The 23087-nt window shown below is 69.8% G+C and carries 23 protein-coding genes; 7 read left to right on the top strand and 16 right to left on the bottom strand.

What is annotated here, in order from left to right; all coding sequences use genetic code 11:
- Positions 1-9 precede the first annotated feature (9 nt).
- A complete protein-coding gene (gene sppA, locus AW272_RS09390; protein WP_066362774.1) occupies positions 10-1698 on the top strand; it encodes a signal peptide peptidase SppA in 1689 nt (562 codons plus the stop codon).
- Here the strand turns inward: sppA and AW272_RS09385 are convergent.
- Genes AW272_RS09385 through AW272_RS09365 form a run of 5 tightly spaced genes read right to left on the bottom strand, consistent with a single transcriptional unit; the run spans position 1695 to position 5420 of the window.
- Entirely contained in the window at positions 1695-2195 is a 501-nt protein-coding gene (locus AW272_RS09385; RefSeq protein WP_066362771.1) for a flavin reductase family protein, read from the bottom strand. The two genes, sppA and AW272_RS09385, sit on opposite strands and share 4 nt — an antisense overlap.
- Positions 2195-3112: an ABC transporter substrate-binding protein gene (locus AW272_RS09380; protein WP_066362770.1), complete on the bottom strand. Its 918-nt coding sequence runs from the start codon at positions 3110-3112 to the stop codon at positions 2195-2197. Before AW272_RS09380 ends, AW272_RS09385 begins: the two co-directional genes overlap by 1 nt.
- A 37-nt stretch (positions 3113-3149) precedes the next feature.
- Positions 3150-3812: an ABC transporter permease subunit gene (locus AW272_RS09375; RefSeq protein WP_083958203.1), complete on the bottom strand. Its 663-nt coding sequence runs from the start codon at positions 3810-3812 to the stop codon at positions 3150-3152.
- Positions 3809-4474 carry an ABC transporter permease gene (locus AW272_RS09370; RefSeq protein ID WP_066362768.1) on the bottom strand — a complete coding sequence of 222 codons (666 nt, stop codon included), beginning with the start codon at positions 4472-4474 and terminating at the stop codon, positions 3809-3811. Before AW272_RS09370 ends, AW272_RS09375 begins: the two co-directional genes overlap by 4 nt.
- Positions 4467-5420, bottom strand: a complete 954-nt coding sequence (locus AW272_RS09365) for an ABC transporter ATP-binding protein (RefSeq protein ID WP_066362767.1) — start codon at positions 5418-5420, stop codon at positions 4467-4469. Before AW272_RS09365 ends, AW272_RS09370 begins: the two co-directional genes overlap by 8 nt.
- Positions 5421-5609: 189 nt before the next feature.
- Between AW272_RS09365 and AW272_RS09360 the strand changes: the two genes are divergently transcribed.
- Positions 5610-7067: an RNA polymerase sigma factor gene (locus AW272_RS09360; RefSeq protein ID WP_066362766.1), complete on the top strand. Its 1458-nt coding sequence runs from the start codon at positions 5610-5612 to the stop codon at positions 7065-7067.
- A gap of 64 nt (positions 7068-7131) precedes the next feature.
- Here the strand turns inward: AW272_RS09360 and AW272_RS09355 are convergent, their stop codons facing one another.
- The 3 genes from AW272_RS09355 to AW272_RS09345 all read right to left on the bottom strand — a co-directional run bounded on the left by AW272_RS09355 (position 7132) and on the right by AW272_RS09345 (position 10066).
- Positions 7132-7599, bottom strand: a complete 468-nt coding sequence (locus AW272_RS09355; protein ID WP_083958154.1) for a hotdog family protein — start codon at positions 7597-7599, stop codon at positions 7132-7134.
- Positions 7600-7919: 320 nt separating this feature from the next.
- Positions 7920-9074, bottom strand: a complete 1155-nt coding sequence (locus tag AW272_RS09350; protein ID WP_066362764.1) for an acyl-CoA dehydrogenase family protein — start codon at positions 9072-9074, stop codon at positions 7920-7922.
- On the bottom strand, positions 9059-10066 hold the full coding sequence (locus AW272_RS09345) for an acyl-CoA dehydrogenase family protein (protein ID WP_066363689.1): 1008 nt from the start codon (positions 10064-10066) through the stop codon (positions 9059-9061). Before AW272_RS09345 ends, AW272_RS09350 begins: the two co-directional genes overlap by 16 nt.
- Positions 10067-10162: 96 nt before the next feature.
- Here AW272_RS09345 and AW272_RS09340 point away from each other — a divergent pair, with 96 nt between their 5' ends.
- From AW272_RS09340 to AW272_RS09325, 4 genes are all read left to right on the top strand, one after another.
- The gene (locus AW272_RS09340) at positions 10163-10768 is read left to right on the top strand and encodes a TetR family transcriptional regulator (RefSeq protein ID WP_066362762.1); all 606 of its coding nucleotides are present in this window, start codon (positions 10163-10165) and stop codon (positions 10766-10768) included.
- Between the two features lie 55 nt (positions 10769-10823).
- A complete protein-coding gene (locus AW272_RS09335) occupies positions 10824-11939 on the top strand; it encodes a steroid 3-ketoacyl-CoA thiolase (RefSeq protein ID WP_066362760.1) in 1116 nt (371 codons plus the stop codon).
- Between the two features lie 100 nt (positions 11940-12039).
- A complete protein-coding gene (locus tag AW272_RS09330) occupies positions 12040-13071 on the top strand; it encodes an MBL fold metallo-hydrolase (RefSeq protein ID WP_066362759.1) in 1032 nt (343 codons plus the stop codon).
- Positions 13072-13101: 30 nt separating this feature from the next.
- On the top strand, positions 13102-13773 hold the full coding sequence (locus tag AW272_RS09325; protein ID WP_066362752.1) for a FadR/GntR family transcriptional regulator: 672 nt from the start codon (positions 13102-13104) through the stop codon (positions 13771-13773).
- Between the two features lie 75 nt (positions 13774-13848).
- On the opposite strand, the gene AW272_RS09320 is transcribed toward AW272_RS09325, so the two are convergent.
- The 6 genes from AW272_RS09320 to AW272_RS09295 all read right to left on the bottom strand — a co-directional run bounded on the left by AW272_RS09320 (position 13849) and on the right by AW272_RS09295 (position 19990).
- Complete coding sequence (locus AW272_RS09320) at positions 13849-14907, bottom strand: C40 family peptidase (RefSeq protein ID WP_066362751.1); 1059 nt, start codon at positions 14905-14907, stop codon at positions 13849-13851.
- A 91-nt stretch (positions 14908-14998) separates the two neighbouring features.
- A complete protein-coding gene (locus AW272_RS09315) occupies positions 14999-15832 on the bottom strand; it encodes an amidohydrolase family protein (protein WP_066362749.1) in 834 nt (277 codons plus the stop codon).
- 2 nt (positions 15833-15834) lie between these two features.
- Positions 15835-17091, bottom strand: a complete 1257-nt coding sequence (locus AW272_RS09310; RefSeq protein WP_083958153.1) for an aldo/keto reductase — start codon at positions 17089-17091, stop codon at positions 15835-15837.
- A 3-nt stretch (positions 17092-17094) separates the two neighbouring features.
- The gene (locus tag AW272_RS09305) at positions 17095-17841 is read right to left on the bottom strand and encodes an SDR family NAD(P)-dependent oxidoreductase (protein ID WP_066362747.1); all 747 of its coding nucleotides are present in this window, start codon (positions 17839-17841) and stop codon (positions 17095-17097) included.
- Positions 17838-19139 (bottom strand): L-fuconate dehydratase, encoded by a 1302-nt coding sequence (locus AW272_RS09300; protein WP_218010833.1) that lies wholly within the window; start codon positions 19137-19139, stop codon positions 17838-17840. The genes AW272_RS09305 and AW272_RS09300 overlap by 4 nt, the downstream gene beginning before the upstream one ends.
- Entirely contained in the window at positions 19136-19990 is an 855-nt protein-coding gene (locus tag AW272_RS09295) for a fumarylacetoacetate hydrolase family protein (RefSeq protein ID WP_066362745.1), read from the bottom strand. The genes AW272_RS09300 and AW272_RS09295 overlap by 4 nt, the downstream gene beginning before the upstream one ends.
- 157 nt (positions 19991-20147) lie before the next feature.
- On the opposite strand from AW272_RS09295, the gene AW272_RS09290 reads away from it, so the two are divergent.
- Positions 20148-21350 carry a cytochrome P450 gene (locus tag AW272_RS09290; protein WP_066362744.1) on the top strand — a complete coding sequence of 401 codons (1203 nt, stop codon included), beginning with the start codon at positions 20148-20150 and terminating at the stop codon, positions 21348-21350.
- 40 nt (positions 21351-21390) lie between these two features.
- Here AW272_RS09290 and AW272_RS09285 read toward each other — a convergent pair whose 3' ends face one another.
- Together AW272_RS09285 and AW272_RS09280 are read right to left on the bottom strand one after the other, a co-directional pair.
- The gene (locus AW272_RS09285) at positions 21391-21846 is read right to left on the bottom strand and encodes a hypothetical protein (RefSeq protein WP_066362742.1); all 456 of its coding nucleotides are present in this window, start codon (positions 21844-21846) and stop codon (positions 21391-21393) included.
- 205 nt (positions 21847-22051) lie between these two features.
- Positions 22052-23044, bottom strand: a complete 993-nt coding sequence (locus tag AW272_RS09280; RefSeq protein ID WP_066362740.1) for a GDP-mannose 4,6-dehydratase — start codon at positions 23042-23044, stop codon at positions 22052-22054.
- Positions 23045-23087 lie beyond the last annotated feature (43 nt).

Raw genomic sequence — 23087 nt, 5'->3', positions numbered from 1 at the left:
TGTGGGGTGATGGACGCGACCAAGACGATCATCGAGGCCGTCGGCAAGATGCGGCAGCGCCGGACCTCTCCGCTCATGCTGGAGCTCGACCTGACCGAAGGTCTGACCGACGCTCCGCCCGCCGACCCTCTGTCGGCCTTGCTGTCGATGCGCCGGGCCCGGCTGAGCGACGTCATCGGCGGCCTGCGGCGGGCCCGCCGCGATCCCCGGGTGAAGGGCCTGATCGTCAAGATCGGCGGCCAGCCGCTCGGGCTCGCCCTGGTCCAGGAGATCCGCAACGCGGTGGTCCACTTCAGGGCCGCCGGGAAGCTCACCGTGGCCTGGGCCGACAGCTACGGCGAGGTGGCCAACGGCACGGTGCCCTACTACCTGGCCAGCGCCTTCGAGAAGGTCTACCTCCAGCCGTCGGGCGACGTCGGGCTGACCGGGGTGGCGATCGAGCAGCGCTTCCTGAAGGGCGCGCTCGGCAAACTCGACATCGACTACCAGGTGGGCCAGCGGCACCAGTACAAGACCGCCGCCAACATGTTCACCCAAGACCACATGACCGACGCCCACAAGGAGATGACCGGCCGGCTGGCCGAGTCGCTGACCGAGCAGCTCGTGGCCGGCATCGCCGAGGGCCGCGGGCTCGAGCTCAAGCGGGTGCGCGAACTCATCGACCAGGGTCCCTTCTACGGCGACGAGGCCGTCCAGGCGGGGCTGGTCGACGGGCTGAAGTATCGCGACGAGGTCTATGCCGAGCACGTACCGGAAGGTTCGCTTCTTCTGTACGTCGCCCGCTACGCGAAGACCCAGCTGCCCAAGATGCCCCACCCGGGTGAGTCGGTGGTCGCGCTGGTCCACGGCCACGGCGCGATCCGGCTGGGCCGCAGCGGGCGCTCGCCGCTGGGCGGCGGCAACGCGATGGGGTCCGACACGATCAGCGCGGCGCTGCGCGCGGCCCGCCGCGACGACAAGGTCAAGGCGATCGTGTTCCGGGTCGACAGCCCCGGCGGGTCCTACACCGCCTCCGACTCGATCTGGCGTGAGGTCGTGCTGGCCCGGCGGGCGGGCAAGCCGGTCGTGGTGTCGATGGGCGACGTCGCCGCCTCGGGTGGCTACTTCGTCGCGATGGCCGCCGACATGATCTTCGCCCAGCCGGGCACGCTGACCGGCTCGATCGGGGTGTTCGGCGGCAAGGCCGTGCTCGGCGGGCTGCTCGACCGGCTCGGCATCGCCACCGAGATCGTCGCCGAGGGCGCCAACGCGGGCATGTTCTCCTCGACGCGGCCGTTCTCCGACTCGCAGTGGGCGCGCATCAACACCTGGCTCGACCGGGTCTACGACGACTTCGTCGGCAAGGTCGCCGAGGGCCGGGGCATGGAGCGCGGCAAGGCAGAGTCGCTGGCCAGGGGCCGGGTCTGGACCGGCGCCGACGCCCGCGACAACGGCCTGGTCGACCAGCTCGGCGGGGTGGAAGACGCGCTGGCCGAGGCGCGCAAGCGGGCCGGCCTCGCGGCCGACGCGCCGGTGCGCTCCTACCCGAAGATCAACCCGCTGGAGCGGCTGATCCCGGCCGAGTCGAGCGAGGACAAGACGGCCGCGATGACGCGGATCCGGGTGGAGGCGTGGGGGCCGCTGGCGGCGTTCGCCGCCGACCTGGGCCTGCCGGCCGCCGGGCCGCTGGTGCTGCCCGGCACCTGGGTCATCCGTTAAATTCTGACCGGCCGGTAACGGCCACGTAGCCGGGTGAGCGGCGGTCGCGTGGAGTCCACGTAGTCGACCGCCGTGACCTGGGCGATGAACAGCATGTGGTCGCCAGCCGGGACGACCGTGATGGTCTCGGCCTCCAGCGCGGCCACCCCGTCGTCGACGATGAGTGCCTGCGAGTGGGCACCCCGATGGTGGGCCACCGAGGCGAGCAGCAGGCGGGCGCTCGGCCGGCCCGGGGTGGCGAACCGCGAGGCGATGGTCTGCTGGCCGTCGCTGAGCAGCGTCGCGGCCCATCGGTCGTGGCGCAGCAGGAGTTCGGTCAGGTAGCTGCCGTTCGCCAGGCTGATCAGCACGGTCGGCGGCTCGGCCGAGATCGACAGCAGGCTCGTCACGGTGTTGCCGACGTCGTCGCGGTCGTCTTTGACGGTGATGACCGCGACCCCGGCGGCGAGCTGCGCCATCGCTTCCACGAAGGGAGGGCCCGCCGCCGGAATCGTCATCAGATGAGGCCGTTCTGGGTCAGCCAGTCCTTGGCGACCACGGGCGGGTCGTCCTTGTCGACGGCGATCCGCTTCATCAGTCCGAGCAGGCCCTCGGTGGTGAGCTTGGCCGAGACGGCGTCGAGGGTGGCCTTGACGTTGTCGTCGACCCCGGCCTTGAACACCAGCGGGACGATGTTGTCGGCGGAGAAGGCGTTCTTGTTGTCCTCGAGCGAGACCAGGTCGTTGAGCAGGATCTTCGGGTCGGTCGTGAAGACGTTGCCGGCCTGGACGGTGCCGCTCTTGATGGCGTCGGCCGTGGTCTCGGCCGTGGGCTCCCACGACTTGAACTCCAGGCCGTAGGTGTCCTTGAAGTTCGCCTCCTGGCGCTCCTTGAACTCTGGCGGGCCGCCGACCTTGAGGTCCTTGGAGATCTTCGCCAGGTCTTCGATCGTCTTCAGGCTCTTCTCGGTCGCGAAGGCCTTGGTGACCGTGAGGGAGTTGCCGTCCTGGGCGGCGGCGGGGGTGAGGACCTCCACCTCCGGCGGGAGCTTGGTCTTCAGCGCGGCGATCACGTCGTCGGTCGACTTGGCGGTGGCGGCCGGGTCGACGAAGGCCAGCAGGGAGCCGCCGTATTCGGGCAGAAGGGTCAGGCCGCCGGACTTGACCTGGTCGAAGACGACCTCACGGGAGCCGATGTTGGGCTTCTCCTCGACGGTGACGCCCTTGGCCTGGAGGGCCTGCGCGTAGATCGAGCCGAGCAGCACGCTCTCGGGGAAGTTGAAGGAGCCGACGACGACCGTGGTTGCGGCCGGAGCGGAACCCCCCGTGGCGGCGGGAGCGGTCGGGGTGGCCTGCGTCAACGGGTCGCCGCCACCTCCACCGCATGCGGATAGGGCGAACACCGCGGCGACCGCGGTGAAAAATGCTCGTTTCAACGTACATTCCCTTCAAAATCGGGGGGATAGGTAGAGATTAGCGGACCTGTCGCACCCCCGGCGAGACGATTACCCGGTTGAGCAGCGTGAACCCGGTCTGTACGGCCAGAGCCAGCAGGACCACGAGCACCGCTCCCCCGAACACCTCGGCGTAGTTCTTGGTCGCCAGGCCGTCGATGATGTATCTCCCCAGCCCCCCAAGCCCGACATATGCCGCCACCGTCGCCGTCGCGACCACCGTGATGGCGGACAACCGCAGACCCAGGAGGATCAGCGGCAACGCAACAGGCACCAACGCCCGGAACAGCACCTGACTTCCCCGCAGGCCCATGCCGTATGCGGCGTCGCGCAGATCGGGATCGGCGCCCCTGATCCCCTCATAGGTGTTGACCAGGATCGGCGGGATCGCCAGCGCGATCAGCGGGATCAGCACCGGCCACAGGGTGCCGACGCCGATGAGCAGCACGACCAGCACCAGCAGGCCCAGCGTGGGCAGCGCGCGGGCGGCGTTGGCCGCCACGACGACCACGATCGCGCCCCGGCCGGTGTGCCCGATGAGCAGGCCGAGCGGGACCGCGATGAGCGCGGCGATGGCGAAGGCCAGGAACGAGTATTCGAGGTGCTGGAGCAGCCGCACCGGGATGCCGTCTTCGCCGGACCAGTATTCGGCGCTGCCGAAGAACTCGATCAGCCAGTTCACGCCGACCTCCTCGCCCAAGGAGTGAGCAGTCGCTGGGCCACGATGATGACGAAGTCGGCGACCAGGGCCAGCGCGACCACGAGCACGATGCCGACGACGATCGGGGTGTAGAACTGCCGCTGCCAGCCGTCGATGAACAGGTAGCCGAGACCGCCCTGCCCGATCAGCGCGCCCACGCTGACCAGCGAGATGCTCGACACGGCCGCGACCCGGAGCCCGGCCAGGACGACCGGGACCGCGATCGGCAGTTCGACCTTCATCAGCCGTTTGTAGGGCTGGAAGCCCATGGCGACGGCCGACTGGCGTACGTGGTCGGGAACCGACTTCATGCCGTCGACCACGGCCGGGATGAGCACCGCGAGCGAGAACAGGGTCAGCGGGATGATGACGGTCGTCTGGGTGAGGCCCGTGACCGACAGCAGGATCGAGAACAGGGCCAGCGACGGCAGCGAGTAGACGATGTTCATGATTCCCACGGTCGGCTGGTAGAGCCACCGGTAGCGGGCGCAGGCGAGGCCGAGCGGGATCGCGATGAGCAGCCCGACGACCACGGGCACGAACGCCATCACGATGTGGTTCTCCAGCAGCACCTTCACCGAGGTGGGGCCACCGTTGTCCCAGTTGCGGGCGATCCAGTCCCAGCGGACGAGTGGCTCATCCACGGGCCGCCCCCACGAGCGCGGCCTGACCGACCACCCCGAGCACCCGCCCGTCGTCGTCGACGGCCACCGCGAGCCCGTCGGGCGACAGCAGCGACGCGTCGAGCGCGGCCCGCAGCGAGTCTTTCGCCGGGTTGAAGGTGCCGTGGCCCTGTGCGGTCACGCCCTCGGGCGCCGGTTCGAGCGTCAGAGTCCCGCTCGGTACGAAGCCGAGCCGCCGGATCCCCCGATCGCGGCCCAGGAACTCGCGCACGAAGTCGTCGGCCGGAGCGCTCAGCAGTTCGGCCGGCGCGGCGATCTGGGCGAGCTTGCCGCCCACCCGCAGCACCGCGACGGTGTCGCCGAGCTTGACCGCCTCGTCGATGTCGTGGGTGACGAACACGATCGTCTTGTGCAGTTCGTCCTGCAGCCTGAGCAGTTCTTCCTGCAACGAGGTGCGCACGATCGGGTCGACGGCGCTGAAGGGCTCGTCCATCAGCAGCACCGGCGGGTCGGCGGCCAGCGCGCGGGCCACCCCGACGCGCTGCTGCTGGCCGCCGGAGAGCTGGAACGGGTAGCGGCGGGCCAGCTTGGGGTCGAGCCCGACGCGCTCCATCAGCTCCATCGCGCGGTCGCGGGCCTTCTTCTTGTCCCAGCCGAGCAGAAGCGGCACCGTCGCGATGTTGTCGACGATGCGGCGGTGCGGAAACAGTCCGGCCTGCTGGATGACGTATCCGATGCCTCTGCGCAGGGTCGCCGGGTCGACGCCGGTGACGTCCTTCCCGTCGAGGAGGATGCGGCCCTGACTCGGGTCGATCATCCGGTTGATCATGCGGAGCGATGTGGTCTTCCCGCAGCCCGAAGGGCCGACGAAGACCGTGATCGCGCCGGTCGGCACCTCCAGGGAGAGGTCGTCGACCGCGACCGTCCCGTCGGCGTATCGTTTCGTGACGCCGTCAAATGTGATCACTGGCGACCTCTGTCCAGGGGTGTTGATCTCCGAAGGCAGCCTACGAGGGCTTTGTTACATTCCGAAAATGATCAATGCTTACTGCCCAGAAGAATATGAATCAAAAGCCCACTAATTAGTGCGCTCCAGGCCTCTGTGGCGGCATGATTGACGTACGATCCCTCCACTTCAACACCAGGGGTACCGGCCGTGACAACACCGCTCACGGGTCAGCGTTCCAGGAGCGACCTGATCGCAGAGCTCTACGAGCGTCACGCCGCCGGGCTGTTCGCCTACTGCCACGACCAGCTGGGTGAGACGGCCTCGGCCGCCGACGCCCTGGTCGCCGTGCTCACGGGCGTTCCGCCGACGGACCCGCCGCGCGCGGCGCTCTTCTCCCTCGCCCGGCGCGAGATCTACCGCCGTGACGTCAGCTACGCGATGCCCGCCGTCGACTCCATCGCCGACCCGGCGACCGCGCTCATCGAACGCGTTTTCCGCGACATCCGCCCCCACCAGCGCGAAGTTCTCATGCTGTCGGCCCACTGCGGGCTCACCACGGCCGAACTCGCCTTAGTCCTGGAAGTCGCCACCGACACCGCCGAGGAGCTGGCCGTCAGCGCGCGCCACCGCTTCGGCCAGACCATGACCACCGCCGTCACCGCGGCACGCACCGCGCCGTTCGTGGCCCGCGACGTCGAAGAGGTGTACGACGCCATCGGGGTCGCCCCCCTCGAAGACGTGCTGGCCCGGCTCCCCTGGCGCGAGCCGCCCCACGACGTGCTCCGCCGCATCCAGGCGGCGCTCCCTTACGAGGCGGCCCTGCCGGCCCCCCGGAAGACCTCGCTGCCGGTCCGCAAACTCTGGCCCACCGCCCCGTCGTGGCCGCTGCCGCTGGCGACCGAGACCGACCCGGCGACCAACACGACGGTCGTCCCGCTCGACGACCTGACCAACCCCACGAAGGTCGCCGACCGCCGCCGCAGGCACGAGGCCCTCACCCAGCCGATGCCCCGCCTGCGCGGCTCGATCCTGAAGAACATCGGCAACGGGCCGCCCAAGAAGCGCATGAGCGTGCCCACCCCGGTCGATCCGGAGGTGGCGCCCGCACCGCCGGAGACGGTGGAGGCGGTCGAGGCCGTCGTCGAAGACCAGCTCGCGGCGTTCTCGAAGATGGAGTCGTTCGACGCCTTCACCAGCGAGACGCCATCACCCGAGACGGTGTCTCCAGATGTGGTGTCACCAGACGCGGTGTCACCCGAGGCCGAGCCGGTCGAGCCCGAACCTTCGGCTGATGCGCTTCCGGCGGCCGACCTTCTCCGGGCGGAGCCGGAGTCGCCGGGCGAGACCACGATGCCCGACCTGCTCCCCTCCGACCGGCTGGTCTTCGCCAAGCCCGTCGTCGTCGACGACGAGGACATGCCGCAGGGCTCGACGACGATCGGCGGGCCGGAGAGCGCGCTGGTCCGGGCGGTGCAGACGGGCGCCCCGGCCGAGGAGCCGGTCGATCTCTACGAGCCGATGTCGGTCCGCACCCACTCGGGGCGGCGCGCGCCGCGCATGAAGGCGCAGGAGAAGCACCACGACTGGGCCTGGGAGCTGATCGGGTTCCTGATCTGCCTGGCCATCGCCCTGGCGGTCTTCTTCTCGATGCCCCTGCTGGTGTGAGGCCCCGGTGAAAACGAAATGCGCGTCCCGATCCGGGGCGCGCATTTTGGTTCCTGAGCCTGGGTTACCAGAAGAGGCGGACTCTTCCGGTGGCGTGGGTGCCCTCGGCTGATCGGGCGCGCACCTCGACGGCGATGACCTCGGGGGTGCTGCTCGTCACGGTGCCGGTGAGGGTGAGGGTGCCGCCCGCGTGGGCGGGCCGGCCGAGCTTGACGTTCATGCCGCGGAGGAAGGCGTCCGGGCCGGCCCAGTCGGTCACGTAGCTCTCGATGAGGGTCATCGTGGTGAGCAGGGTGAGCTGGACGTCGGCGGCGATCGCGGAGCCGTGGTGTGCCCGGGGAAGTTCGCGGGTGGTCAGGGCCGCCGAGAGGATCCGGCCCGAGTTGAGCGGGAGGTCCAGCCGCGGGAGCTCGGTGCCGACCCGGATGTCCGGGGTCCACCTCTCACCGCCCCACGGGTCACCGCTCCGCAGGACGGGGCGGCAGGGGACCGGGAACTGTGTGCCGCGCCTGGGGATGTTCAGGGTTCGCATTCACGGCTCCCGGTGTCGGTTGGAAGCCCCTACGCCGGTCGCCGCGGCGTGGGACCGTTGAAGGACGGCACGCCGGGCGGACCGGGTCTGGGCGGACTGTCGCAGCGCTCCGGGTCCGCCGCACCGCAGGACCCGGAAGCTCTCCGCAGGTTGAACCCTCCCAGATGCACCGGCTGTCCCGGTTGGTCGGTTGGCGCGGCGGTTGGGGTCGGGGTTCACCGGGTGGAGGTTTTCCCCCTCAAAGGCGCAACATCGGCATCCTTCGAGGCCGCAGGAGGTGCGGTATGTCTTTTTTGCTCCTGGAGGCGGTCCATCCGAGCTCAGCGGGGTGGTCTCGGGAGCTGGAGGCCGAGGAGGGCGATGAGTTCGCGCTGGACCTCGTTGACGCCGCCGCCGAAGGTCAGAACCAGGGCGCCCTTCACACCTCGGTCGACGCGTTCCATCAGGTCGCGGGTCGCCTCGTCGGCCGGGTCGCCGAAGCGGGCCAGGGTCTCGCCGACGACGCGGCCGACGTCCTGCATGCGTTCGGAGCCGTAGATCTTGGTGGCGGAGGCGTCGGGGGCGGCCAGCCAGCCGAGGTCCATGGTGGCGGCGACCTGCCAGTTGAGGAGTTCGTTGGTCCGGAAGGCGGCGTACACGGAACCCAGTGCTCTTCTGACGGCCGGCTCGGCGATCGCTCCCGACTGATGGGCCCAGGCCTTGAAGCGGTCGTAGGTGTGGGCGATGTTGCCGGCCGGGCCGAGGGTCACGCGTTCGTGGTTGAGCTGGTTGACGATCAGGTCCCAGCCCTTGCCGACCTCGCCGACGACCATGTCGGCCGGGACCCGGACGTCGGTGAAGTAGGTGCTGTTGGTGTGGTGGCGGCCGTCCATGGTGATGATGGGCGTCCACGAGAAGCCCGGGTCCTTCGCGTCGACGATCATCATGGTGATGCCGCGGTGCTTCTTCGCGTCCTGGTCGGTGCGGGCGGCGAGCCAGATGTGGTCGGCGTGATGGGCGCCAGAGGTGAAGATCTTCTGGCCGTTGACGACGTAGTGGTCGCCGTCGCGGACGGCCGTCGTCGTCAGGGAGGCCAGGTCGGTACCGGCGCCCGGTTCGCTGTAGCCGATGGCGAAATGGCACTCGCCCGCCAGGATGCGCGGGAGGAAGTGGGCCCTCTGCTCCGGGGTGCCGTACTGCATCAGCGTGGGGCCGACGGTCTGCAGCGTGATGATCGGATAGGGGACCTCGGCGCGGGCGACCTCGTTGGCGAAGATCTGCTGCTCCAGCGGGCCGTAGCCCCGGCCGCCGTACTCCTCCGGCCAGCCCAGGCCGAGCAGGCCGGCCTGGCCGAGGCGGCGGCAGTGGTCCATGTAGGCGACGCCGAACGGGTCGGCGGCGATGTCGGCGCGCTGGGCCGGCGTCAGGCAGGTGGCGAAGTAGTCGCGCAGTTCGTCGCGCAGCGCACGTTGGGCGTCGGTCAGTTCCACGAACATTCCAGCTCCCCGATCAGGTCGAGCTGCGCCTCGGCGCCGCCAAGGATGTGCGCGGCGTGCTTGCCCCAGGCGAAGTAGCGGTGCAGCGGATACGAGACGTCGACTCCCAGGCCGCCGTGCAGGTGCTGGCAGGTGTAGAGCGCCCTCAGGGCCGAGTCGGCGGTGTGCAGGGCCGCGATGGCCAGGTCGCGGTCGGCGTCGAGGCCGCGGGCGAGCCGGAACACACTCGACCAGACGGCGGCGTCGAGGATCCTGGTGGCGATGTAGACGTCGGCGATCTGCATGGTGACGGCCTGGAACTCGGCCAGGGCGCGGCCGAACTGGCGGCGGGTCCTGATGTGGTCCGTGGTGATCTTGAGCGCTTGGGCCAGGACACCCGAGGCGGTGGCCGTCAGCCCGGCGCGTACCAGGAGACCGAGCTCGTGGGCCGCTCCGGCGATCAGCTCGCCGGGCGCGTCGTCGAGGGTGATCGCGCCGGCCGGTTCGCCGGTGGCCGTCGGAGTTCTCTGTACGGCTGTCGCCTGAGGTTCGACGACATACACGTCGCCGCCGACCGCCACCAAAACCGCCGCGGCCTGTTCGGCGTAGGGAACCTGGGTCTTGCGCCCGCTGAGACGGCCGTTCGCGACGGTGACCTCGCCTTTGACCGCATACGTGAACGGCACCCCGCCCTCCGCCACGGCCGCCAGCCGGGCCCGCTGCGCCGCCGAGCCGTGACGCCCGATGATCAGCCCCGTGACCAGCGCGGGAAGCATCGGTACGGGGGCCACGTGCGCCCCCACCTCGCGCAGGACCACCGCCATCTCGATCGGCCCGCCCGACTCCTCGGGCAGGCAGGCCCCGATCAGGCCCGCGCGGGCCATCGTGGCCCACAGGCGCGCGTCGTAGGGCTCGCCGGTCCTCTCATGGGCCTGCGGGTCGGTCTCCTTGTCGAGCAACCCGGCCGCGAGGGTGCGCAACTCACGTTGCGGCTCGTCGAGATCGAAATCCACCAACCGAAGTTAGAACGGATTCTAGTAAGTGTCCACAGCCCCATGACTGGTGAGTAACCAGCCAGGGCGGGATGCGGTCAGATAACGTGTTCTGCCATGGAAGCGGTCCAGGACCTCCCGCCCGGCTCAGGTCCGGGCCTGCGCACCAAGAGCCAGCTCCAGCGACGCAGGCGCATTCTCCAGGCGGCGGCGGCCCTGGCCTCCCGCGGCGGTGTCGAGGCGATGCAGATGCGCACGGTCGCCGAGCGCGCCGGCGTGGCCCTGGGGACCTTGTATCGCTATTTCCCCTCGAAAATGGACCTCGTGGTCGCCGTGGTGGGCGAGGAACTCGACATGCTGGAGTCGAGCATCGCCCGCCGGCCACCCGCCGCCCACACCCCCGACGGCCGCGCGGTCGACGTGCTGATGCGGGCGACCCGGGGGTTGATGCGCGAGCCCGAACTGGCCGACGCCCTGATCAGGGCCCTGATCCTGGCCGACGTCGAGCTGCCGTTCGGCGACCGGATGGCGGGGCTGCTGCTGCGGGTGGCCGGGCTGCCGGAGGTCCGGGCCGATGAGGAGCAGGCCATCCTGGCGGCGTCGCTGGGGGCGGTGTGGGTGCAGGAACTGCTGGAGATGCTGCGGGGGCGGCGGACCTACGAGGACATCCAGCACCGCATCGAGATCGCGGCGTCCCGACTCCTGGCCGACTTCCCCGCCTGAGACATGGATCGCGGCCGCCTTCCCGGGCTGAGTAGAACGCGTTACAGTTTCTGGCATGGGGACGCCGGTGATTGTCGAGGCGGTCCGGTCGCCGATGGGGAAGCGGGGCGGCTGGCTGGCGGAGCTCAAGCCGCAGGCGCTCCTCGCCTCGGTGCTGACCGGGCTGATCGGAAAAGCGCAGATCGACCCTTCGGCCGTCGAGCAGGTCTTCGCCGGGTGTGTCACCCAGGCCGGTGAACAGGGCGGGCATGTCGGACGGCACGCGTGGCTCTACGCCGGGCTCCCCTTCCAGACCGGCGTGACGACCCTCGACGCGCAGTGCGGATCGTCGCAGCAGGCCGTGCACCTGGTGGCGGCGCTGATCCAGGCCGGCGTGATCGACGTCGGGATCGCGTGCGGCGTGGAGTCGATGAGCCGCCAGCCGCTCGGGTCGAACGTGCTGCCCGCGAGCCCCCGGCCGGACGACTGGTCGATCGACCTGCCCGACCAGTTCACCGCCGCCGAACGCATCGCCGCCCGCCGCGGGCTGTCCCGCGACGACCTCGACGCGTTCGGGACGCGGTCGCAGCACCTGGCGGCCGAAGCGTGGGCAGAGGGACGCTTCGACCGCGAGGTCCTCCCCGTCGCCGGGGTCACGCGCGACCAGGGGCCCCGCGAGACGACGACCGAGGGGCTGGCCCGGCTGAGGCCCGTCATGGGCGAGGGCGGTCTCCACACCGCCGGGACCTCGTCGCAGATCTCCGACGGCGCGGCGGCGGTGCTGCTGATGAGCGAGGAGGCGGCGGCTCGGCACGGCCTGCGCCCCCGCGCCCGGATCCTCGCGCAGGCGCTCGTCGGCGCCGAGCCCTACTTCCATCTGGACGGCCCCGTAGACGCCACCACGCGCGTTTTGGACCGGACCGGCATGGTCATGTCAGATCTCGACCTTTATGAGGTCAACGAGGCTTTCGCCGCCATCGTCCTGTCGTGGGCGTCCGTCCACAAACCCGACCTCTCCCGCCTGAACGTCAACGGCGGAGCCATCGCCCTGGGACATCCGGTCGGCGCGACCGGCGCCCGGCTCATCACCACGGCCCTGCACGAACTCGAACGCTCAGACGGCTTGACCGCACTGGTGACCATGTGCGCCGGCGGCGCCCTGGCCACGGCGACCGTCCTCGAACGCGCGTGACCCGACCACGCTGGGACGACGGGTCAGGTGGGGGGCGAAATGCGGTGGTCATCTGGGTTTGGCACCATGGTCGCGGTAGCAAGCGCTTGATGGGGGCCGGATGACTGAACGTGATGTGCGGACGCGGCGTGCCTACAGTGCCCAGAAGGTCACTGATCTCGGCGACGGGGTGTGGAGCGTGCCGGTGCCGATACCGGGCAATCCACTCGGGTACACGCTCGTCTACGCCGTCGAATCCCCCGCCGGGCCGGTCCTGATCGACGCGGGGTGGAACCACCCCGAGGCGTTCGAGGCGCTGGAGAGCGGGCTGGGCCAGGCGGGCATCGCGCTGTCGGATCTGCGCGGCGTCGTCGTCACCCACTACCACCCCGACCACGCCGGGCTCGCCGGGCAGGTCAAGGAGACCTCCGGCGGGTGGATCGCCATGCACGAGGCCGACGCCGAGATGGTCCGGATGTTCCACGACATGGCCGCCTCGGACGACCGGCCCCGGATCCAGACCGACATGCTGCGCCGGGCGGGCGCGTCACCGGAGGAACTGCCGGCAGCGATCATGGACGCGCCCATTCCTCCGGCGATCCCCGACATCCACCTGGCCGACCGGGAACTCGTCGACATCCCGGGGCGGCGGTTGCGCACCGTATGGACCCCCGGGCACTCCCCCGGGCACATCTGTCTCCATCTCGAAGACGGTGATCGGGTCTTCACGGGTGACCACGTCCTGCCGGGAATCACTCCGCATATCGGGATGTATCCCTACGATCGCACCGATATCGACCCGCTCAGTGAGTTTCTGACCTCGCTCGACAAGATCGCCACTTTCGGTCCGCTGGAGGCCCTGCCCGCCCACGAGTGGACGTTCACCGACGTCGCCGCCCGCGCCGGGGAGATCGTCGAGCACCACGAGGAGAAGCTGACGAAGCTGGTGGCCTCGATGGCCGAGGCCGATCGGCCGCTGACGATCTGGACCGTCGCGTCGCTGATGACCTGGAACCGGCGGTGGGAGGACCTGCCGCCGATGCTGCGCGGGATGGCCGCCGGGGAGGCCGCGGCGCACCTGCGGACACTCGAGGTGCGCGGATTGGTCCGGCGCACGGGAGGTGATCCGGTCACGTTCGTCGTACACTCCTAGACATCGGATGTCTGAGGGTGGGTGCGAGGCGTGGCGGTAACCGATACGGCGATAGACCGGATCAAGGACATGATCCTCAAAGGAGAGCTTGCGCCAGGGGCGCGGCTCCCCAAGGAGGCGGACCTCGCCGAACGGCTCGGGCTCTCCCGAAACTCCCTGCGTGAGGCGGTGCGCGCGCTCGCGTTGATCAACGTCCTGGACGTCCGCCAGGGCGACGGCACCTATGTCACCAGCCTCGAACCCCGGCTCCTCCTGGACGCCCTCTCGTTCGTGGTCGACTTCCATCGCGACGACACGGTTCTGCAGTTCTTCGAGGTCAGGCGCATCCTCGAACCCGCCGCCACGGCCAAGGCGGCCGTCAACATGACCGACACCGGCATCGACGAACTCCGCAAGATCCTCGACGCCCTCCCCGAGAACCCGACGGTCGAACAGCTCGTCGCCAACGACCTCGAGTTCCACCAGCGCATCGCCGAGGGCTCCGGCAACGCGGTCCTCTGCTCCCTCATCGAGAGCCTGTCGGGCCCGACCACGAGGGCCCGCATCTGGCGCGGCCTGACCCAGTCGAACGCCCCGAGCAAGACCCTCGACCAGCACTACGCCATCTACGGCGCGATAGCGGCCCGCCAGCCCGAGGTCGCCCAGGCGTGGGCGACCGTCCACATCGCCGACGTGGAGTCGTGGCTGCGGCAGGCGCTCTAGGTTCTGGCACGTTTCGGGAAGCGCGTCTGTCACGGTCGAACGGACGCGCTTCTCAATCTGGCCGAAGGGCTCGGCTCACGACTTCAGTGAGGGCCGGACCGCGCCCTGGAACCGTTTGGTCCAGAACGGGGCCGACAGGACTTCCACGCGTTTGACGACGTCTCCGGTGCGGGGGGCGTGGATCATGTCGCCGTCGCCGGCGTAGAGGCCGACGTGGGAGGGATCGGTCTTGGTCGCGCCGAAGAACAGCAGGTCGCCCGGGATCAGGTCTTTGGTCTGGATCGGTTTGCCCTGTCTGATCTGGGTGCCGGTGTAGTGGCCGAGGGTGACCCCGGCCTTGGCCCAGGCGGCCAGGGTCAGGCCCGAGCAGTCGAAGCCGACGCGGTTCGCGCCCTTGCCGACCCCCCGGCTCGGGCCGCCGGCGTTGCCGCCGCCCCACACGTAGGGGATGCCGAGCCAGTTGGTGGCCGCCCGCAGCGCGATCGACCCGGGGCTGGAGTCGCGCGGCGACCTGTCGCGGTCGGTCTCCTCGCGCGGTTCCCGGTCGTCCTGCTTCTTGCGGGGCTTGGTTTCGACGGCGGGCGGCTCCTCCGTCTTGGCCCGGGGGCGACGGTCGTCAGAGCCCTTGGTGGAGGCGGCGGCCTCCGAAGGGACGTTCCCGCCACGATCCGGCACGGCACCCTCCTGCAGAGGTGCACGCCCGTCGAGGGTGACGCCGCCGTCCAGGAGCGGGCGCACCGTCCCCTCCAGGAGCGGGCGCACCGTCCCGTCGAGAATCGCACCGACAGCCGGAAGCGGGCGCAGGTCCCGGTCGGCCGGGCCGGAGATCACCCCCGGTTTCGCCCAGTCCCACGCGTGTTCCGCGGGCATGTCGAGGTCGTCCCATGCCTCGGCCCACGGCCCGTCGGCGGCCCACGGGTCGAAGCCCTCCCACTCCGGGGGCGGCCACGTGTGGCCCCACTCCTCGGCGAGGTCGGCCAGGTCGATCAGCTCGTCGAGGTCATCGGGGTCATCGGACAGGACGGAGGGCGCGCGGAAGACGTACCGAAAAGAAGCGGGCGCGGGACACGGCGCGAGCTCGGGGCCGGGGACCCCCGGGGTGCAGAGGATGGCCGTGACGAGGGTGGTGAGCATCCGGAACTCCTGGGTCGCGAAAGGGCAGGGCGACCCAAGAGTCCGGGGGGTTACGCTGAGTGCGCGGCCTGGAACGGCGAGCTGTGGATAACTATGGCTTCAGGCGATAGACCTTCTGTGCCGTCGATTCGTAAATGTACGACTGTTCGTCTCCGCTCAGCCCGCTGGTGAAATCCTTAGTTGTCTCCACTACCTCGCCATACGTCGCGGCGAGGAGACAGACGGGCCAGTCCGATCCGAACATGACCCTTTCGGGGCCGAAATATTCAAGGACGTGCTCCACGTAGGGCTGGAGCTGACCGGGGGTCCAGTCGGTCCAGCTCGCCTCGGTGACGAGGCCGGAGATCTTGCACGCCACGTTCTCCAGCTCGGACAGCGCCTCGATCTGGGTCGCCCACGGCTCCATCAGCCCGCTGGCGACGGGCGGCTTGGCGGCGTGGTCGAGCACGAACCGGGCGTCGGGCAGATCGGCCACGACCTTGCGGGCCACGCCGAGCTGGTGGACGAGCACCAGCAGGTCATAGGCCAGCCCCGCGGACGCGACGGCCCGCAGGCCGCGCATGACGTCGGGGCGGGCCAGCCACGCGTCGTCGGGTTCGTCCTGGACCTGGTGGCGGATGCCGACCAGCAGGTGGCCGCCCGGCCCTTCCCGCAGTTCGGCGAGGACGTCGGCCACATCGGGCGCGGTCAGGTCGACCCAGCCCACGACGCCCTTGATGAGGCCGTCGGATTCCAAGGCGGTCCGCAGGAACTCGCGGGTCTCCTCGACCGACGAGACGGTCTGCACGAGCACGGTGCCGGTGGCGCCGGTGGCCCGCAGCTCCGGCAGGCCGAAGGTGCGCCTGATCGGCGAGAGAGCCGCGCCGGACATCCACGGGTAGTCGCGGCGGGACGGGTCCCAGAGGTGATGATGCGCGTCGATCATGGTCAGAACCCCAGCTCCTCCCACAGAGCCTCGGGAACGGGCCGGGCGGCCAGTTCCATGTTGCCCCGGACCTCCTGCACGGATCGCATGCCCAGCACGACCGTCGTCACCGCCGGGTGGCGCAGCGGGAACGCCATCGCGGCCTGCGGAAGCGTCACGCCGTGCCGTTCGCAGACGGCGGCGATCTCACGGGCGCGGGCGATCACGTCGGCGGGCGCGGGGGCGTAGTTGAAGGTGCCCCCGGACACGTCGTGGCGGGCCAGCAGGCCGCTGTTGAACACCCCGCCGGCGATGACCGAGACGCCGCGCCGCACGCACAGCGGCAGCAGTTCGGTCGCGGCCGACTGGTCGAGCAGCGTGTGGCGCCCGGCCAGCAGGATCGTGTCGACGTCGGTCTCGCGGACGAAGTCGGCCAGCATCGGCCACTGGTTCATCCCGACCCCGATGGCCTTCACGACGCCCTGGTCGCGCAGTTCCGCGAGCGCGGGGAACGCCTCGCCGACGGCCTGCGACCAGTGGGTGTCAGGATCGTGGATCAGCGCGATGTCGACGGAGTCGAGGCCCAGGCGGTCGAGCGACTCCTCCAGCGAACGCAGCACGCCGTCGCGGGAGTAGTCCCAGGCCCGCACGTGGGTCTTCGGGACGTCGAAGCCCTGGTCGTCCTTGCCGATCCCGTCCGAGGGCACGAGCAGGCGCCCCACCTTCGTGGAGAGCACGAAGTCGCGGCGGGGCTTGCCGGCCAGCACCTTGCCGAGACGGCGCTCGGACAGGCCCAGCCCGTAGTGGGGGGCGGTGTCGAAGTAGCGGATCCCGGTGTCCCACGCGGCCTCGACCGCGGCGGACGCCTCATCGTCGGTGAGGGCGGTGAACAGGTTCCCCAGCGGCGCGGCACCGAATCCATAGGTCGTCGTCACGCCGAAAACCGTAGAGAACGGAGCCCTCGGGCGTACAGCCCCCGACATCTCCCACACCTTGCCGAGAGGCCCTGCGGACGGGTCGAAGTCGCCATCAAGGTGGCGATTCATCTGTTTCTGCCAAGCCTGGTTGATCGGGTTCGCCGTGATGCGCGCCTGGAACACCGCGTAGTCGACGACCTCCACGTAGTGGAACAGGTCGAGTCCGTCACGCCAGATCCGCCACACCCGGGCCCCGGCTTCGCGCATCGCGCGATCGAGGCCCGGCAGGAGCTGGGCGTGCTCGGCGTCGTAGGCCGCCTCGCTGCCGGGCTTGACCCGGGTGCGCAGGGCGATGCGCTGCACGCCTCAGCCCTTCGGCCGCAGGCGCAGGCCCTGCATGCCGCCGTCGACCGCCAGCGAGGTGCCGGTGGTGGCCGAGGCGAGCGGGCTGGCCAGGTAGGCGACCGCGTGGGCGACCTCTTCTGCGCTGACCAGGCGGCCCATGGGCTGCCGGGAGTTCAGGGCGGCGCGCTCGGCGGCGGGGTCCGCGGCGGCGTCGAGCAGCCGGCCGACCCACGGGGTGTCGGCGGTGCCCGGGTTGACGCAGTTGACCCGGATTCCGTCGCGTACGTGGTCGGCCGCCATCGCCAGCGTGAGCGAGTAGACGGCGCCCTTCGTCGCGCTGTAGACCGCCCGCTGGGGGATGCCCGCCGTGGCCGCGATCGAGCAGGTGTTGACGATCGCCGCGTGCTCGGACTCGCGCAAGTAGGGCAGTGCGGCCCGGGTGACCCGGACCATGCCGACGACGTTGACGTCGTACACGCGGAGCCATTCGGCGTCGTCGTTGTCGGCGACCGTGCCGGCCGCGCCGATCCCGGCGTTGTTGACGACGATGTCGATGCCGCCGAGCTGCTCGGCGGCGGACGTGACGGCCGCGCGCACCGAGGCGTCGTCGGTCACGTCGGCCTTGACGCCGACGAAGGGCTCACCGGGCGGGTTGAGATCGAGGCAGGCGACCCGCGCGCCGCGCTCGGCCAGCAGTGTCGCGACGGCCAGGCCGATGCCCTGCCCACCGCCGGTGACCAGGGCTCGAAGGCCCGCGAACTCGGTCATGACTCGCTCCAGACCGGCCCGCCGGGGAACAGATGGGCCGCGATCGACTCAGGCCGCATCTCGGCGCTGAACCCGGGGGTGACCGGCGCCCGGTAGACGCCGTCGGTGACGACCACCGGGTCGACGAAGTGCTCGTGCAGATGGTCGACGTACTCGATGACCCGGTTTTCCATGGTTCCTGTCACCGACACATAATCGAACATCGAGAGGTGCTGCACCAGCTCGCAGAGACCGACACCGCCGGCGTGCGGGCAGACCGGCACGCCGAACTTGGCGGCCAGCAGCAGGATCGCGATGTTCTCGTTCACGCCGGCGACCCGCGCGGCGTCGAGCTGGAGGTAGGAGATGGCGCGCGTCTGCAGCAGCTGCTTGAAGATCACCCGGTTCTGCACGTGCTCACCGGTGGCCACCGGCACCGGCGAGATCGCGCGGGCGATGGTGGCGTGGCCGAGCACGTCGTCAGGGCTGGTCGGCTCCTCGACCCAGTGGGGCGAGTAGGGGCTGAGCGCCTTGATCCAGTCGATCGCCGTGCCGACGTCCCAGCGCTGGTTGGCGTCGATGGCGATCGGGAAGCCCTCGCCGCAGACCTCGCGTGCGATGCGCATGCGGCGGATGTCGTCGTCGAGGTCGGCGCCGACCTTCAGCTTGATCTGCTTGAAGCCGTCGTCGAGCGCCTCCTTGCAGAGGCGGCGCAGCTTCTCGTCGTCGTAGCCGAGCCAGCCGGGCGAGGTCGTGTACGCCGGGTAGCCCGTCTCCACCAGCTTCTCGATGCGCTCGGCGCGGCCGGGCTCGGCGCGGCGCAGGATCTCCAGCGCCTCGTCGGGGGTCAGCTCGTCGCCGATGTAGCGGAAGTCGATCAGGCCGACGAGTTCCTCGGGCGACATCTCGGCGAGCAGCCGCCACAGGGGCTTGCCCTCGCGCTTGGCCTTCAGGTCCCACAGCGCGTTGACGACCGCGCTGATCGCCATGTGCATGACGCCCTTCTCGGGGCCCAGCCAGCGGAGCTGGCTGTCGTACACCATCTCCTTGTAGAGGGCGCCGAGGTCGCTGACGTCACGGCCGAGCACGTACGGCTCCAGCGCGCGGATCGCCGCGGTCTGGATGTCGTTGCCGCGGCCGATGGTGAACGCGAACCCGTGACCCTCGCAGTCGCCGTCGGACAGCACGACGTAGGCGGCCGAGTAGTCGGGGTCGGGGTTCATCGCGTCGGAGCCGTCGAGCTCCAGGGACGTCGGGAACCGGATGTCGAAGGTCTGGAACGACTGGATCGGCCTGTAGAGGGACGGGGCGGTGGTCACGCCTGCCCCACCGTCTGCCGCTGCCGGCCGAGACCGTCGATCTCGAGCTCCATGACGTCGCCTTCCTTGAGGTAGGGGTGAAGGCCGCTGAGGGCCACTCCGGCGGGTGTGCCGGTGTTGATCACGTCCCCGGGTTCGAGGACCATGAACTGGCTGAGATAGCGCACGATCTCGGCCACGCCGAAGATCATGTTCTTGGTGCTGCCGTTCTGCTTGAGGTCGCCGTTCACCCAGAGGCGCAGCCCGAGCGCCTGCGGGTCCTCGACCTCGTCGGCCGTGACGAGCCACGGGCCGAGCGGCTGGAAGGTCTCGCAGGACTTGCCCTTGTCCCACTGACCGCCGCGCTCGAGCTGGAACTCGCGCTCCGAGACGTCGTTGGAGACGGTGTAGCCGGCGACGGCCGCCAGCGCCTCCTCGTGCGAGCCCAGATAACGGCACGTCGAACCGATCACGATGGCGAGTTCGACTTCCCAGTCGGTCTTCACGCTGTTGCGCGGCACCAAGACCTCGTCGAAAGGTCCGACGACTGTATTGGGGGCCTTCATGAAGACCACCGGCTCGGCCGGAACGGCGGCGCCGGACTCCGCCGCGTGGTCGCGGTAGTTCAGTCCGATGCATACGATCTTTCCGGGCCGGGCGATGGCCGGGCCGATGCGCAGGCCGTCCTGGTCGAGCTCAGGAAGGGAGTCACCGGCCAGTGCCTCACGAACCCGGTCGAGTCCCCCGGAAGCGAAGAAATCTGGGGTGAAATCGCCTCCATTGAGGAGTTCGCCCAGGTCGAGCAGCCGGTTGTCCTCCGTGAGCGCGGCCGGGCGTTCCGCGCCGTTTCCACCTACTCGAAGCAGCCTCACGACTCCCCCTATACATCCGATGTTTGCACGAAGAAGCCTGGGGCCATGCCTGCCTCCGTGTCAAGCTCAGACATCGGATGACCTGTTTGGTGCTGAAACATGCTTGGCTAGAACACGTTCCAGCTTCTCTTCGACCCCACGATGATCGGGTGATCAGATGCACATCGACCTCGTCGACATGGATCGGTACGCGGCCTCCGGCGCGCCCCACGACCAGTTCACGTGGCTGCGGTCCAACGCCCCGGTGTTTCATCACCAGGGAGGCCAGATGGAAGGCTGGCCGCCCTTCTGGGCTCTGACCAAACACTCCGATGTGGTGCACGTGTCGCGGCGCAGCGACCTGTTCTCCTCCCACCGGCGGCTGTCGCTGTTCCCCGAACCGGGCGAGGCCGAGCTCGAACTCCAGCGGCTGATGATGCTGAACCAGGACCCGCCGGAGCACACCCGCCGCCGCTCGTTGGTGAACCGGGGCTTCACCCCGCGTGCCATCTCGAACCTGGAAGACCACATCCGCGAGATCTGCCACCAGCTCATCGACGAGGCGAAGGCGCTGCCGAGCGTCGACTTCGTCCGCGACATCGCCGCGCCCCTTCCGCTGTACGTCATCTGCGAACTCCTCGGCGCCCCCGCGGAAGACCGCGACAAGCTGTTCGAGTGGTCCAACCGCATGATCGGCATGGACGACCCCGACTACTCGCCCAGCCCCGACGAGGGCATGGCGGCGCCGATGGAGGTCTACGCCTACGCCAACCAGCTCGCCGAGGCCCGCCGCGCGGACCCCCGCGACGACCTGGTGACCAAGCTCCTCCAGCCGGGCGACGACGGCGAGGAGCTGAGCGTCGAGGAGTTCGACCTGTTCGTGCTGCTCCTGGTGGTGGCCGGCAACGAGACGACCCGCAACGCGGCCTCCGGCGGCATGCTGACCCTCTTCGAGCACCCCGACGAGTGGGCCAAACTCGTCGCCGACCCGGCGGTGGCCCGCACGGCGTCCGACGAGATCGTCCGCTGGGTGGCGCCGGTCAACCTGTTCAAGCGGACCGCGACCCAGGACATGGAACTGCGCGGCCAGCAGATCAAGGAAGGCGACAAGGTCGTCATCTTCTACTCGGGCGCCAACCGCGACGAGGAGGTCTTCGCCAACCCCGATGTCTTCGACGTGACCCGCGACCCGAACCCGCAGCTCGGCTTCGGCGGCGGCGGCGCCCACTTCTGCCTCGGCAACCACCTGGCCAAGATGGAGCTCCGCGTCCTCTTCGAGGTCCTGTCGGAGCGGGTGCCGAAGATCCAGCAGGCGGGCGAGGCCCGCCGCCTGCGGTCCTACTTCATCAACGGCATCAAGGACCTGCCCGTCTCGCTCTGATCGGCGCGCGTGCGGGGCCGGACGGCCCCGCACCCCTCCGTCAGCAGGCGTCGGTCAGGGCGACGAAGGCGTCGGGGACGCGCACGGCCCCGACGACCGGGAAGGTGTAGACGGCGTCCTTGACGGCGAAGCCGTAGGCACCCGGCCCCTGGCACCGGAACGTGAAGATGTCGCTCACCTCGGTGTGGCCGTTCAGGTCGCTGGAGGCGGTGAAGGGCCCCGACACCACGAGGTTGCCGTTCTTCTGGATCTCGAAACGGCCCGCGACCGTGCAGGGAATGGAGAACCAGAAGGGCGCCGCGACCCGGCAGTCGGCCGAGAGCGACCCGTGCGGCCAGGCGCCGTCTTCCAGGCAGAGCCGCCAGACCACGCTCAAGACGCCCTTGCGGGTGTCCAGCTGCGCGCCACAGCCACTGGTCTGGGCCTGGGCCGGCGCGCCGGGAAGCGCGAAGAGAGCGGAACCGAGCAGAACCAGCGACAGTACGTATTTTCTCATGCGCAAAAAGTAGCGATCATGAGTCTCCGGTTCCCGATTCGCCGTTACGGCACGCCCAACAGCTCAGTCGTATGGGGGACTTGCTCGCCCGCGCCCGTGCCTGGACCGAGGAGCGCAGGAGAGCGAAGCGAACCGGAGCGACGAGGGAAGGCACGGGCATGAAGCGGGCGAGCCGCCGCGCCGGAGGCGCGGCGGTCAGACAGGCTCAGGGCCAGCTGGAGTCCTGGGGGTCTCCGCCGTCGGTGAGGAGGCGGAGGTCCGACTCGACCATCATCGAGACCAGTTCCTCGAACGGGACGGTCGGCTCCCAGCCCAGTTGCATGCGGGCCTTCTTCGGGTCGGCGCACAGCAGGTCGACCTCGGCCGGGCGGTGCAGCGACTGGTCGGCGATCACGTACTGCTCCCAGTCGAGCCCGGCCGCCGCGAAGGCCGCCGCGACGAGTTCGCGCACCGACTGGGTGCGGCCGGTGCCGATGACGAAGTCCTCGGGCGTCTCGGCCTGGAGCATCAGGTGCATGGCGCGCACGTAGTCGCCGGCGAACCCCCAGTCGCGGCGGGCCTCCAGGTTGCCGAGCCGCAGCTCCGAGGCGATGCCCAGCTTGATGCGGGCCACCCCGAGCGTCACCTTGCGGGTGACGAACTCGGCCCCGCGCCGGGGGGACTCGTGGTTGAACAGGATCCCGGAGACGGCGTACATGCCGTACGACTCGCGGTAGTTCTGCGTCAGGAAGTGGCCGTAGGTCTTGGCGACCCCGTACGGGGACCTGGGGTGAAAGGGGGTCACCTCGGTCTGGGGGGTCTCGCGGACCTGGCCGAACATCTCCGACGACGACGCCTGGTAGAAGCGCATCTCCCCGCCGCGCGAGGAGCAGACCCGGATCGCCTCCAGCATGCGCAGCACGCCCATGCCGGTCACCTCGGCCGTCAGCTCGGCCTGCTCCCACGACATGGGCACGAACGAGATGGCGCCCAGGTTGTAGACCTCGTCGGGGCGGACCTTCTCCACCGCCGAGATGAGCGAGCCCTGGTCGAGCAGGTCGCCCCGGACCAGCCGGACGTCCTTCGGAAGCCGGGAGACGCGCGGGTTGGCCTGACCGCGGACCAGCCCCCACACCTCGTAGCCCTCGGCGAGCAGGTGTTCGGCGAGATAGGAGCCGTCCTGGCCGGTGATGCCCGTGATCAACGCGCGTCTGGCCAACACGTCCTCCTCCGGATGGGAACTTTGTAGGCGAATGTACCCC

Source organism: Herbidospora mongoliensis, from assembly GCF_001570545.1.
Taxonomy (GTDB): Bacteria; Actinomycetota; Actinomycetes; order Streptosporangiales; family Streptosporangiaceae; genus Herbidospora; species Herbidospora mongoliensis.
The sequence above is the reverse complement of the archived record's forward strand: the minus strand, read 5'-3'. Positions and strand labels throughout refer to the sequence as shown.